The organism is Paenibacillus sp. LjRoot153 (assembly GCF_964253085.1).
Taxonomy (GTDB): domain Bacteria; phylum Bacillota; class Bacilli; order Paenibacillales; family NBRC-103111; genus Paenibacillus_E.
The window spans coordinates 5465966-5480863 of sequence record NZ_CAXUQH020000001.1; the positions used below are offsets into that span (position 1 = coordinate 5465966).

General features: G+C 45.3%; 6 protein-coding genes. All 6 read right to left on the bottom strand.

The genetic code is table 11. From position 1 onward, the window contains the following. Positions 1 to 36: 36 nt before the first annotated feature. Positions 37 to 2427 (bottom strand): hypothetical protein, encoded by a 2391-nt coding sequence (locus tag ACSQ8P_RS23720; RefSeq protein ID WP_436237437.1) that lies wholly within the window; start codon positions 2425 to 2427, stop codon positions 37 to 39. Positions 2428 to 2768: 341 nt separating this feature from the next. Further along, positions 2769 to 6632 (bottom strand): hypothetical protein, encoded by a 3864-nt coding sequence (locus ACSQ8P_RS23725; RefSeq protein WP_436237438.1) that lies wholly within the window; start codon positions 6630 to 6632, stop codon positions 2769 to 2771. A 71-nt stretch (positions 6633 to 6703) separates the two neighbouring features. Then, entirely contained in the window at positions 6704 to 8014 is a 1311-nt protein-coding gene (locus ACSQ8P_RS23730) for an ABC transporter substrate-binding protein (protein ID WP_436237439.1), read from the bottom strand. A 153-nt stretch (positions 8015 to 8167) separates the two neighbouring features. Continuing rightward, a complete protein-coding gene (locus ACSQ8P_RS23735; protein ID WP_436237440.1) occupies positions 8168 to 10159 on the bottom strand; it encodes an alpha/beta hydrolase family protein in 1992 nt (663 codons plus the stop codon). 30 nt (positions 10160 to 10189) lie between these two features. Then, positions 10190 to 11476 (bottom strand): Gfo/Idh/MocA family oxidoreductase, encoded by a 1287-nt coding sequence (locus tag ACSQ8P_RS23740; protein WP_436237441.1) that lies wholly within the window; start codon positions 11474 to 11476, stop codon positions 10190 to 10192. Between the two features lie 211 nt (positions 11477 to 11687). After that, positions 11688 to 14831: an S-layer homology domain-containing protein gene (locus ACSQ8P_RS23745; protein ID WP_436237442.1), complete on the bottom strand. Its 3144-nt coding sequence runs from the start codon at positions 14829 to 14831 to the stop codon at positions 11688 to 11690. Positions 14832 to 14898: the final 67 nt, after the last annotated feature.

A 14898-nucleotide genomic window follows, 5' to 3' on the forward strand; every position in this document is an offset into this window, starting at 1 on the left:
TTTTACAAAGCTTGCTTAACCGCGATGCTCCGTACGTTATTGAATGATCGATTCATCCGATAATGGCTTCATCCCATCCAAGCTGTCCCATATAAATGCTTTTAAACTGTAGCCGCTCACGTTTGTAGGAAGTAAAAAACCAGTGCTCAACGTTTTCGTTTCCCCAGAACCCAATACTTCAATTAGTGTCGAAAAATCCACCATTTTCTTGTTCGAGTCAAGCAGCACGACAAACAAGGTAATTTGCTTCGGATTCTGTGTTGCATTTGTGATTTGCTTCTGCGCAATCATATCTGTTGATGAAACTAACGTTGTCATCTGAATTTCGTTTAAATTGTAAAATTCAGGCTTTCCGGCCCAGAACGTGTATTCGATAGCGAAACTTTTCTTACTCTCATTACCGGCAACATCCATTGCGGAAATCTCAATCTGGTTCAATCCTTCTGCCAACTGTACTGGATAGGAAAAGGGTGTGTTACTTGGCGTGTAGACGAAATCTGCAACCGATGTTCCATTGTTCTTGATCGTTATTTGCGATTCCTCATCAACAATTCCTTGCACATTGAACAGAAAGTCTTTGACAGTTGCAGGTGGAACATTCATTTGAAGATCGGGGGCATCCGAATCCAGATGAACAACGCCGGAAATGTGATCTGAGTAAGAACTGCCAGCTCTTCTTGCGATTAGTTCAATGTTATTAACGCCAGTGGTCAGCGCAACATCCAAAGAAAATTCCGTTTGCTCAATCACGCTTTCATGAACAAGCGTTTGATTGTTATAGACTGCCAAAGTTACACCAGCTTCTTCTAAAGAACCGTGCAATGTGTAAGTGGAAGTATTCGTCCAATTTACAAATGGATCCGCTTTCAATCCGGTCGGAACCCGCTCAGCCATTACGAAGTAACCTGCGTTTTTGCCTGCATTATAATCGGTTGCCTGATTGAGACCCATGGTAACCGTTTCACCGGAGGCAAATTTCTTTTCGTAAATTTTAAATGAATACGTCAGTGCTGTGTCTGCTAATTGTATGGCATCGCCGGTATCTATCCATCCTGATGAAGACGATAGCCATTCTGGCGGTGCTTCCCTTTGGTCCATGGCCACGAAAACCGAAGCTCTATCGCGAACAGGGAAAGTAGCAATCTGCATCCCCGTTGCAGCTCCCGTATATTTCATGGTGTCTGCATGTGTTTTGATCCAGTCCATGTTGCTGTATGTTTCGGGAAGAGCGGTTATCTTGAGGGCAGCCGTTCGATCTGCAAAAGGCTCATCACCCACACGAAGTCCGGAATTGATCGACCACCGATTCGCGTTATAGTTGTTGTATGCCGTAACGGTACCAATCACGTTGTTGTCAGGCGTTTCGATCGGCGTAACCGCATAGGGGGTGGCCGTAAATTCGGCAATCTCACCCTCATAATCTATTTTTGCTGTTTCATCTCTCGTAATAACGGCTACACCTACGATGTACGTCTTACCATTGGTTAAGGCAACAGCCGTATTGGTCACAGGATCCCATACTTTACTTGCTGAAGGAGATGCAAAAGGAGGAATTGTCGTTGGAATTGACGTGTAAGTGGCTGTCGTATACCATGGATCTTCCGCTTTCTCCTTTATTTTAATGCTATACTTAGAAGCCCAAGCATCCGATTCTATCCACATCGCAATGGATTTATCCCGCCCAACCCAATAAGCGATTTTAGGCTTTGCCGGTAAATAATTCGGGGCCGTATGCGTTACTTTAATGCTTCGTACATAAAGCTCGCCATTGCCTGCCGGGGTGCCGATGGATATTTTTTTTACATCGATGGCATCGTTTGTATTTTTCCTGGCAGAAATAAGCGTCCCGTCAAACCACATGTTAAATCGCTTCGTCAATGTATTAAGTTCAACTTTAATGGTGTGCCAGGTATTTAATTGATAGGCTGTTTTCAGATCGACTGGCGCTGTATCAGGCCAGTAAACCACACCTTTCGAAGCATCCAATCCCGCAATGACCAGCGATTTGGTGCCTGCCCCATTCGTGAGGTAAATAAGTTGATCTTTGGCTTTGGAAGTGCCTGGCTGTAGAAAAGTTATCTCTGCTGTAACGGTACCGTTTTTGGATTCGCTGAACGTTTTATTAATCAAGAACTGACTAGTACCTGCACCGTTTACCTTAAGATGCATCGCTTTTTGGCTGGTTACGGGCTCAACCTCAACGACTGCGCTGCTCGTGGCGCCAGAAGGAAGTGTGGAATAATCGAACCCAAGCTGTGATGCCGATTGTCCTTCTACCGCGTTCGAGAAATCTTTGTCCAATAAAGTTGTTGGAGCAACTACTGAGTCTGCTGCAACTGTAGGAACGGTGTACCCCGGCAGTCCGCCTCCTGCAGACACGATCAATAACAATGTGAAGCAAAGGATTCGTTGTAACTGATTATGCAAATTTATACACCTCCGAATGTGAAAAAATAGGTTTTTGTTAAACCTTCAAATTGAGTTGCACGATAACTCTATGAATTCCAATGATGAATTCCAATGATTCCCCCTTTCTCGACAGCAATTTTGGTAGCGCTTGCATTTTCATGTAAATGAATGATTCCAATGGCAATTTTCTCGATGTTTTGTCTAAAATGTATACTAAAATAAATCCATCTTCATAGGGCATTAATTCCATGATTATAGGTTGTTTACTCTTTTACAAAAAAGCCGGTACACGTTAACTTACGAAATACCGGCTTTATCGTCTTCACCCATTCATCTTCAAATTCCCAAATCAATCTGGCTTATTCGTCTGCTAAGCTGATCTCTACAGGCCCATATAATCCCCCGGTAGGGAACCATTCCTGCCAACCTATTTCTTCCTCGCTCCGCTCTCGGTTCCAGTAGGTTATGTCAGGATTTCCACCTACCAGACTTGTTGGCTTTCCGATTTCGTAGTGTGTACCGAGTGTGTTAGTCACTCTGATCCTCAGCCGATGTTTGCCAGCAGGCTGGATTGGCAGTTTGAACCGATATGGCCTCCATAGCCGTACGCCTAATGGCACGCCGTCCACCCAAACTTCTGCGGTCCCTCTGACATGTCCCAAATCAAGCTCGGCATCGACGAGAGCTGAAGTCTCAATATCCGTTTCATACTCCACTGCTCCGCTATGATGTGGCAGACAAAGCGAAGTTCGCCAATCACCTAAAGTCCCTTGCACAGGCTCAGTCTCGAAGCGGATTGGCGCTAAAAGAACAGCAGCTTCTGTAAATGGTCCGTCGGGTTTTATTCTAACTGCTGCCAAGGCTCCAGCTTGCTGTGCCTTGAACGCTATATGGCTTCCGTTTGCTTCAACTTCAGTCCCGTTAATCCAGACACGCTTCTCCCCTACGCATTCGATCCGCATTCTATTCGCTCCTACGGGCAGTGGAAAACGCAGCCAAACGGGTCTTCCATGGCTTGAGGAATCCAAAGAGAAAGAAAGCGGTAACTGCTCGGGTACAGATTCAGGCATAAGCCAGCCTACCATCGGAAGCGGATGAGGCCTCGGTGAAATCCATAGTGACTCCGTTTCAGCAAATTGGAGAACAGAGAAATGATGGATACCCGGAACACCTCCTTGTTCGTCGGACCAATGTTCCCCAGTAAAGAAAGAGACAGATTCACCATTCTGCAGTTCGATGACGCCATCTACAAACACTTCCCCTTTCCCTTCGGGCAAAGCAACTCTGATTTCATTCCTGCCAAATTGCCACAGAGCCGTAACATCGACTTCTTCCTGGCCTTGCCTGATATAAGGATTGAAATCCCCGTGCTCTGTCACATTGACGCCGTTCACATAAAGCATGGCTCTCCCTCGAGCGGCAAACACGATTCGAACCCGCTTAAAGGGTTGATCATGCCTGCTTTCGATGTGATTCATCAAACTGGATTGTAAGTTAGGATTCTGGGAAAATAGCCATTTCGGAAGCGGCTGACGTGCGATCGTGTTAACTTCAATGCTTGCCCTTATGACACCGTTACCAATAGCTTGAGCCCTTAGAAGCAGCTCGTTACTCCCTTCCTGCAATTCAATCCATGCTGTCTGCTCCTCAGGTCCCCCGCTCCAAATAATCTCCGTTCCATTCATACGTCCCGTGATGTTGGAGTTACTTTCCGATCGAATCCAATAGCGTCCATTCGATGGCGCGATCACACATGTCTTTGCCCAAACATACTCTCTTTTTTTCAATACACCTAGATTCAGAAATCGTCGAGGAACCCGCCCCATCCTACCTGCCCAAGAACGCATGGATAGATCGCCAAACACATTACTGTACACTTTTTGAACGGAATGAAGTTCGTCGTACACTTCTCCATAGCAAACCTGCCAATAAGCGGATTCGCTCCATAGTCTCGGCAGCCAATTGGATTCATCTAACCCCGGTTTATGCCAATCAGCCTGCTCCCCCTCTGTCTCTTCCTTCTCTATGCGCACATTCATCATGCGGCGTTCGATTGACAGAAGTCCGTTATTTTCGCCATGCAAATCAAAGTCTCCATATCGATTGTCCAAAGTTGGCTCCACTTGAATACGCCAATCGTTGGATGGTAGCTCTAAACGGCTCCCACGCGTTTTCAGTGGACCAATTCGTGCAGGAAAAGGACGAACTGGGGAGTTTTCAGGCGTACTTATCGTAGTCGCAACAGCTGCTGTCGTCTTTGCGCATATGATCAATGCAGCAGGCCATGAAATGTATGGTGCGTGCACTTCAACCCATTCGCCTTCCCGTTTATACGGAATCGACTCCATAGATCCGTTGACCGGATCCCATAGCTGGGGCTCGTGATCCGTCTTTAATCGGTAAACGGCAGTCTCAGGTAGAACGGTATCCGGACAAGCAGGTTGATGCATGCTTAACAAAGCGCCGTTCTCCGGGAGCAGTAAGAAGATATCGGCATCGTTGATTTTACGATGCAAGGATTCACCCGGACCCACAACCCTTTTTGGAATACGGGTTTCCACGAGTGCAACAGCATCTTCTGCTGAATCAACATAGATAGCGCCAGTCAGATCCTGCTCATCTTCGGGTACAGCTACAGCAATCACGAAACCGCCTTTGTCCAACCAAGCTTCGGTTCGTATGCGTGCTTCCTCGTCCATGACGGTTGTTCCGCATAAAAGTAAAACAGAAAACCGCTCATCCGCGATTTTAAGTTTGCCATTTTCTGATGAAGCTTTCTGCAAGGCGCTATCATCGGCAATATCGAAATCCATTTGTGCTTTTCTTAGCGCACCTGGCTGCTTATGATCTCTGCGGCTCCAGCTGCCTGTTAATTTCTTATAGACGTTTTGGATATGGGCTACATAAGGGTTTGGATCACGGTTCGATACACCCATCGGATGTTCATTGGGTTTCCCATCCGACAAAGACAAGTGTCCGCATATGGCATAAGACGGATAATGCACAGCTACATCGCAGACATGTGTACCCTCGCTCAATAAATAACAAACACGGCTGATTGTATCGGCAAAAACCGGATAATGCTCGAAATAAGGCTGACGCCATCCGGTATCGGGCGGAGCCCACTCCCACCAACCGCCTCGGGTACTATAATATACAGCGTGGGGACTATAGACCGTTACTCCCGCTTGAAACCAGGGAATCAACCAATGCATGGTTTCTTCCAATGTTCCTCCCCAACCACTGGAATGGAAGGCTTCTAAGAATACGCGTGAACCGCCATGCAAATGCGTCATTGACGAATGCGGCTTAATCTCACCATCCATGTCGCTTCCCGAAGCGTTATACCATCGATGTGTCCTGAAATAATCCAAATAAAGCCGCTGTGCCCCATGCGGATCGGCTCTTCTCGCTGGACCTGCCTGATCACAGCAAATAAGCATTCCACGCTCTCGGTGCCATTCGCCGAGTGGAATAAAGAAGGATTGTTCGGCAAGTTCAGCAGCAAGACGGTATACTCGGCGACGCACTTGTTCATGTCCAGGTAGTTGATCGAACAATGCGGGTAACAGAGGCGTTAAATCTTCCTTATATCTTTCCTTGTAACGAGACGTCAACTCAGGTGTCCACAGTGGAAGCGGGGGAAGTTCATCCTGAAAGCTTCCCGCTATCGTCTTGCCGAGATCATTCGGGAAACGTCGCTCCATTTCACCGTGAATTCGGTTAAGTAATTGTCCCGTTGCATGAGGGTCGAGCCAATTGAAGCCTTGACGTACTGCAGCATAAACATACTCATTGGTCTCGTACAGGACTTCCGATAATTTGGGCATCTCCTCTCCATGGGTGAAACGACATAATTGATATCCAGCCATATCCGGCTGCTCCGTAACGATACGCGACGGCATGTTGGATCCGGAGAATCCAATTTGATCGTAAAACCACAGGAACATACCCAATCGCTCCGCTTCACGCAAAGCTACCTCGAACATGCACCACCAGTCTTCACTAGCATACACCGGAAGATCGCTCACCGATCCGTACTGCGGTCCTGTCGGTGCCAAATTAATAATGCCGATGTTTCGCAGCCCTCCCTCGCAAAACTTTTTCATCTGCCAGCGAATCCGTTCCGGCGTTACTTCTTCCGCACTCCACCACCAGAAGGGGACCGGTCCGAAACGCGGATCTGCCTGCGCAAATTTTTGTTGCAATTGAGATACATTCATTCGTTCTTCTTCCTCCTCGTATCTTCGAGAAAAAACTCCAGTCCTCAAACTGGAGTTTCAACGATCTTCATTTATTTGCTAGCTTTCTCTGTTAGAATACCTTTGGTTGTTTGTTCTTCGATCATCCGCAGCGCGGTCATCGAATCTTTGGATTCTCCAAAAATCAAAGGAGAGAATACATTATGGAGCGGCACATCAACATAGGTTAAGCCACTCGCACGTGCTGCTGGAGGCATCGCATTTTGACCGTAGAAGATCGACTTAACGTGTTTACCCTGCATTTGAGGCAGGTTTTTTCCAAACGCTTCTTGAACTGCTGGGGTCTGCAGCGAGCCGATAATGCCTTCTTTGGCTAAATTAACCTGCATTTCTTCGGAAAGCATGTATTGAATAACCTGGAACGCCTGATCCTTCTTCGTGGATTGCTGAGTAATAAACGCCGCATACATATTCGGCTGCGCTTTCGTATTAGGAGCATCGGAGAAAGACGGCATAGCGGCGATATCAAAATTCAGGTTTTTATTTTGCTCATACCACTGCACGATTTTTTCGGAAACGTGCACACTCATCGCCATTTTCCCTTTAGGGAAATCATCCACGGAAGTAAATTGATTGGCTGGAATTTCGTAGAAGCGTCTTAGGTTGTCAACTTCCTTCTTCCATCCATCTGTTGCCAGTACGGCCTTGTCCTCCGTCAAACTGAACGGTGATAACCCGAGTTGATTATACGTCATATACAAACCGGGATGCTGCTGATAGCCCTTATACGTATTTTCGCCTTCTACACGAGTCAGTTTTTTAGCCAATTCGTAAACTTCATCATAAGTCATGCCATCTTTGGGATAATCAACTCCGAATTTATCAAATATATCCTTGTTGTAGAAAAGCACGAAATCGCTTAATTGATATGGCAACCCGTATATTTTTCCTTCCGGCGTCTTATTTTTCATTTTCGCCATGGCGGCTGGATTTAATTTGGTGGTGTCAAAATTATATTTTTTGATCAAGTCAGTCATATCGTATTGTAGATCATTCTTAATTATGCTCTTTTCAAAATTTCCGCTCGAGTTCTCGATGATAATGTCTGGTATCGTACCAGCTGCAATCAAATCCTTATACTGTCTGCCCGGATTATCCCAGTGAACATGTTTAAAGGAGAGATCTGGAAACTTTTTCTTCAGATACTGCCCGATTTGCTTCTCGTAATTTTCTTCTTTGGCGTAGAAAGCTGGGTATACCGTATAAATGAAAATTTCGTTATCCGGTGCTTTTTTTGCAGTGTCTCCGCTCGGAGTTTGTTGTGCTGTAGGTTGTGATTCACAGCCAGCAATCACGGATATTGCTGTCACGATCAACAAGGATGCTTTAAGATACTTTTTCATACTTCTTTGAACCTCCTTAAAGTTGTGCTTTCGTGTAACTTTCAATAATCTTACTTTAATAGAAAATTGTAACGCTTTCATTGGGTGGTATTTCATATATATAGGCTCATCATACTTTCAACTTCTGCGTCAAAGGAGCTGCTCATCTCCCCCTCAATTCACAACATCACTTCCAACAAGTGTAGAATCACAAAGTTTGCCAGCCTCGGCAAGCCATCTATCCATATCAGGAAGATCAAAATATCGAAGCATTTGGGGTAAAATAAAGCTTAAGGAATCCGATTCATCGTAAAAAGGTTCCTTAATCCAATCGGAGATACTAGGCATTCGGTTTTCCATGCTAACCTGGCGGACCCGTTCATCAAGTAAAGCAGCCAATCCGGCGTAAATCGCATATCGTCCGTTTCCATATAATCGAATGTCCGAAGGATCGATATTGGCAGATTCACAAGCAAGCTCCACAGCTCGCAACACATCATAAGTTCGCAGTGCGGCCATGCTATCGCCCAACCACATCAATTCGTCGGTATATCTGTCCATCATCCCGAATCGTTTGAACGGTTTATCCGTCGGAGAATTCAGATGCGGAAGAAGCGGCCCAATCCCAGTTGGATTGAGTACCATCGCCAGCCGGCCGGAAGCGGTCGTTTCTTCAATCCACTTGGCATGCTGTTGAAGCTGGTTTGATCCGCCATCCCAAATGGCGATGGTAACAGGAAGTTTAGCACCCGCAAGCTTTGAATCGAAAAATTGCAAACCATGGTTTAATAATCCTGTCTGGCTCCACCAGATTTTACGAATTATCCACATATTCGCTATCTCTCCTCCGCCGGAAGGACGCGGGTTCAGGTCACATTGCTCTCTTCCCGAAAATACACGTTTTCGAAGCCATTCGATCGCTTGCTTTTTGCGCTCGTCCTCCTTCAATGCCTGACGTGATTGCTCAAATATCGCTAACCGGCCCCTATTCTCAACATGCGTACTTTGAGCATGCGTAAGCTCGCCGATGACCTGCCCGCTTTGTGTGCACCATAGCTGCTGAGCAGGGATCAACTTAATTTCTTCAGTAACATTTTCAGCAGTGCGTCCAAGCAAATGCTTGGAGAAAAACTGTGCCGCCGCACGTGCTAAGGGAATCGTAAATCGATGAACATTTTCATCTTCGAAAATGTCAAGATCTTCACTTTTGCCGTACATCTCCCAAAATCTTCGGTTTATAGCTACAGTATGTCTTGGTCCTTCTATAGGGACGGAGTCATACGTCGTAGCAAGAATTCGAACAGGCTTTGGTGCCATCGCCAAAACAATGTCTTCATGGTCAAATCCGAGTGCTGAGAAACCAGGCCATTTCTGTTCAGCATCCTGGGCTTTGCCAGTCAGCAGAAAGTAATGTCGGTTCATTATAAACCCGCCTGGCGCTGCTGCGGCAATACGATGATCGTACATCATAACCAGCGAAGTCTGCGTTCCGCCGCCTGAATGACCTGTCACACCTATACGTTTCGGATCAACCTCTGGCCGGGTGCATAAATAATCAATCGCCCTTACGGCGTCATGAAGCATGTAACGGGCTAAGCTATCCCCTAACGGCATACACTGCCGCCCGACATTTTCATGCTCGGTAACGCTGGTCATCGGAGCCAGTTTCGTTTCAGGATCATAAAATCCGAACCTCTCTCCCTGACCGACCGGATCTAACGACATGACGATTAGTCCGGAATGAACCATATAATGGCAAACCGTTTGATATTCGTCACAATGTTTAGCTTGTTCGCGATGACCACATAGAAGAAGCACTGCTCCACGAGGGTCTGTTACCCCATCGGGTATATATAAATTAGCAGTCGCATAGACATGTGGCCTTGGTTCGAAAATGATCTTTTCAACACGGAAGCCGTTCCCTATTACTGTTCCAGTAACTCTCGGATTTAACGGAGTATCCGAGGGAGGCATACCGCCGATGCAGCGTTCAAGACCAATACGGATATCTTGCTGCCTCAGCTTAAGTTCTGTCTTATTCTTGATGGCCGAGCGCGCCTCTACACCCTTCTCTGCTGCCCTCATTGCGGATTCGTAAACCCAGCGAGGGAGCTGGCTTTTTACATCAAAATGGGCGATTCCCACATTCTCTAATTTCTCATACACAGCATTAAGTTCCCCCTTATTTCTTACTACTTAATTCGATGAAACTAACAGGTCGGCAATGCGTACAGGCATGCCTGTTTGTACGGACTTCCATATGGCTTCACCTGTCAACACAGAAGCAGCTCCTGCTTCCGCTCCTGCCATAATCTCATAGGGACGGAGCGGATCTGCTCCTAAGAACAGGTCTTCCAAAATGAGAGGATCCCCGCCTCCATGCCCGCCTGGACGAGGTACCACATGGATCGTTTCTTTCCCGCCAAACAGTGGAAAATAATCAATGGTTTGTTCAGATACCTGATTCGTTGACCGCTTGGAGAGGACTTCTTGCGTTTCGATTCTCCCCTTTGTCCCGTTAATAGCCAGTCGATATCCTTCATATGGCAGCGAAAAGTTAACGGAATAACTCATCATTGCACCTTTGTTATACTTAATGGCTGCAACGTAAGTATCCTCAATATCGATGTCCGAATCGAATATACAGCTATCCGCACGGTAGCCTATGTTACTGCCTGGTTCAAAAACCATATTCGTCAAATGATCGTCTTCAGGCACAACCTCTTTGCTCCGAGTAGACCATCGCATGAAATAAGCGCAATTCTGTTTGACTTGGCATGTACCGCAATACCTGCCATCTTCTTTGCGTGGGTTGAGCTCGCCCTCTGGACCGAAATAATTCAATGCTCCGTAGGCAAAAGCCTCCACGGGCTTTTGATCAATCCACCAATTGACAAGATCAATATGGTGGGTGCTTTTATGTACCGATAATCCGCCGGAATTGTCTCTTTTACGATTCCATCTTTTAAAATAACTGGCACCATGATAGGTATCGAGATACCAATTTAAATCGATCGAAGTAACCCTCCCGACTCTGCCTTCAAGAATCAGTTCCTTAATTCTCGTATGAATCGGAGCGTAGCGGTAATTAAATGTCACGAACAGCTTTCCCCTGCTATTGTTCTGCGCATCAAGCACACGCTTGCAATCCGCCCCATTAGTAACCATCGGTTTTTCCGAAATGACATCAAGATGGTGTTCCAATCCTTTTACAATGTAATCCGCGTGGGTATGGTCCGCGCCTGCAACAATAACGACATCCGGGCTCGTTTCCAGGATCATTTGTTCGAATTGATCGGGCTGGTAAACCGGCAATCCGTTCAACTTCGGGAACTTCTTGAAACAATTCGTAAAACGTCCGGGGTCTGCATCAAGCAATCCAACAATTTCACAATGCGACTGAAAGGTTTCCAGCATGTGCTTGATGAACATACCGTTCGCTCTTGTACTAACGCCGCAGATGACATATCTTTTTCTTGCCAAAGTTTTCGCCCTCCAATCTTAGGTTAAGTATACAAAGATGCGTTGGTCAAAGAATTAGTAAATACGATCTTGATTATAGGTCAATCCTGTCGAAGGAGTGTGTTGGAGCAGTATGATAATACGCGTCACTAAGCCATTATTTCTTATGTCCCATGTAAAAGAAGTCCCTGCCGAATTAACCGACAGGGACTTCCTTATGAACAAGTTAAGATTATTGCAGATTCACTACAAACGATTTGGAATACGTTCCTGCAACGACATAAATGGTAAATTGCTTCATGTTGCTTGCGCTTCCTTTTTGGGTGTATGTTAAAGTAAAATCGGGATTGACAGTGATCGAATCCTGCTGAGCAGTCGTCGTACCGTCAGCATAAACTTGGTCGCTGATGAAAGCCTGAACCCCTGCAAAACCAAGTAAATAAGTAGCTGTATGCAGATTAACAGTACCATAATTCGTAGTGGACTGTAATTTGCCCAATAGGCTGGAATCCCAGATGTACTTACCGTTCAGCTTAGTCAACGGATCACCTGTAATCGTAGTTGGCGTGCCATTTGTCTTTATCTCAGTAATAATAAGTGTATCCGCATTGGCCCCTTTTGCTATTGTGAGCTTCTGTATTCCTCCAAGCGGAGAATCATACCAAACCGTCAAGTTGGTTTTACCAGTATCGAGACCAATAATTTTATTTCCTCTGGCACCGATAACTTTTGGGTTATCAGAAGTAACCGCCTTTGGAGTAATGGAAAAGGCATCTACACTTGATCCATCTTTAACTTTAATAACAGCGGTTTGGGTAAACATCGAATAGTCAGTCATTAAGTACGTTATATCCGTAACAGTGGCGGCTACTGCGTTGTCGTATAGCGTTCTTTGAATCGCGAAGAGATCGCCGCTGCTAGACATTTCAACAGAGTAGGTCAAGTTCGCATTTGTTATGTTCTTGACGTCAACCGTTACCGAATCGGTGCTCAAAGTCTCCAGAGCTTGCCCACCCGAGTCTACTTGAACAACCGAAGCTGTCAATTTGTAACTCCCCGACAGGGTTTTTGATGGGTTGAATGTGATGCCTGTTGTGCTTATCTCCCCAACCCCTTTTAGTGCCGTCGGACTCGCATCTGAAAGCGATACAGCTCCAGTAGTATTTATAATCGCCCCCGTATCACCGCTGATTTTCTCGAGTTTCAATTGTACCTTATAATCGGTTCTGTTCGTTTTGTATTCTGTACCTGTCTGATCGTAAATAATGAATTGCGCTTTGGCCGTCGTCGTCGTTGCTCCACTACTTGAAAACTTAGGGTTTATCCCATTAAGCGCCAAAACGTTCGGAGCAGAGCTATTAAGATCAACCTTAATGGAATCGGGCTTGCGGGCAGCCATGATATTGATTGGAAATGATATCGTTTGATCGAGCCCATTAATTCGCACATTAATAGACGCTGGACCTGCCCCCGTTGCCTGTTGAACGATAATTGATCCCGTAGAATTAATTACCGGATTAGCTAATACGAGCCCTCCTGAGGCGTAAATCATAATTTTACCTGTCGTTAGGAGATCTGCTCTTTCGGTCGCAGTCAACTCATAATTAGCTGAATCGACGACTTTCAAATTAATTGAGATATTCGTGTCGCCTTCCGTCATGGGATTGGTTAATGGACCGATCTTGATCGTACTAGGCGTCTTCGGCGTCTTTATAGTAATTGTCTGGGAGACCTTCTGACCTTCACAGAATAATGTGACGATCACTTCCTTATCACTGTCCAAATTCGGATAAGCTATCAATTGCAATTCAGGATATCCATCGTTCTCAAAATCGATGAAATCATTTATCCCTTCATTTCTAAGCACATTTCCAAAAGCTCCGGTAAAGGACCTGCCGATTCCCATATTCAAATAAAGGGGATCAATGATACGATTTCCATACTGGTCAAATGCTTTGAAAGATAGGTAAGCTTTCTCTCCAGCTTTAAAAGATAATTGTCCAATAGGGAGTTTCAAATTGTTTTTCGTATCACCCAAATCGATTTTCTTCACTAACGGAGGATCTCCAACAGTAAACGTTTTACTAACGGATGTATAACCGCTCCTTTCGAGTATTACAACGGTTATTGTGCTATCTGAAGCTATATCGCTCAAATCGAGACCGATAATACTGTTGCTCGAAAATACGGCCGGCGTGACTTTCTTTTGTCCAGAAACGATGATATTCGCATTGCTTGCTGATAATAGCATCTTCTCGCCATATTGATTCGTAGCTTTATACTCAATAAGCGTTTTGGATTTTGAAAGTTTTTCAGTCGCAGTTACGATCTCCAGTTTGGTTACCCGTTCATTATCTGGAGAAAAGTTTATTTCCCCATCTGAGACATCAACACCAGATAGTGTAACTAGATAAGTACCGAATGTGAATGGATCGTCCATATCGAGTTTTGCAGTCGTATTGTCATCAGTCCAGTCGGTGCCTCCAGTAAATATCACGGGCTTATTATCGGAATCTAAAGCTCCTTCTTTCGTAACAGTCAGAACCGCCTTATTAATATCGACATCTCGATTCAGTCTTACGGTCATTTTATTTTTACCAATCACTTTTAATTCGGCAATGGAAGCTTTTTCAGGCTTCGCTGTTGTTAAGTGCAGTTGCAAGGCCGCATAAGCAATTAGAGCAAACTCTTTTTTTGTAACAGGAACGTTTCCGCCGAATTTGCCATCAACCTGGTTCGTCATCAATTTTTGCTGAACCGCGTAGGCAACGTAGCTCTTGTATGTATTGTCTACCGTTTCATCCTTGGTAGGAGTCGCTTGCTTCACCTTTTCATCCAATCCAAGTCCTTTGAGCAGCAGCTTGGCAAGTTCTTGGCGGGACATTTGCCCGGTTGGTAGAAACTTATCTCCCGCATCGTAGGTTAGACCTGAGTTCTTCAAAGCCTCGATATAAACACGTGCAAGATCATCCGATTTAACGTCAGAGAAACTCGATGTAGTATGCGTATTATCAATACGCAATCCTAAAATAATAGCAACCGCTTTCGCTACTTGTGCGCGAGTAATCTGTTGGTTAGCACCAAAAGAATCTGCCGATGCTGTTTCGATCGCTTCGATTTTCAACAAAGAAGTAATCTTTTTCTTGTCATCCTTCGTGCTGCTTTTCAAGTCTGCGAGCTGGTCAGCCAGATACGTATCAGAAGTAACTGTCGCTGAAGGAGCTGTCGTTGTAGTCGAGGTCGCAGGTGTAGTCGCTGTAGATGGCGTCGCTGTTGTTTTTGCGTTTTGCGATGAGGCTTCTTCTGCATAAGCCAATGGCGTTAAGCAATAGCAGAAGAGTAAAAGCGATAAGAATAGTGCAAGTTGTTTATTCATTTGATACGTGCACCTCCCGATAAGTAAATCCTCTCACAAAACTAAAACGCTTACATTTTTGGTAAAA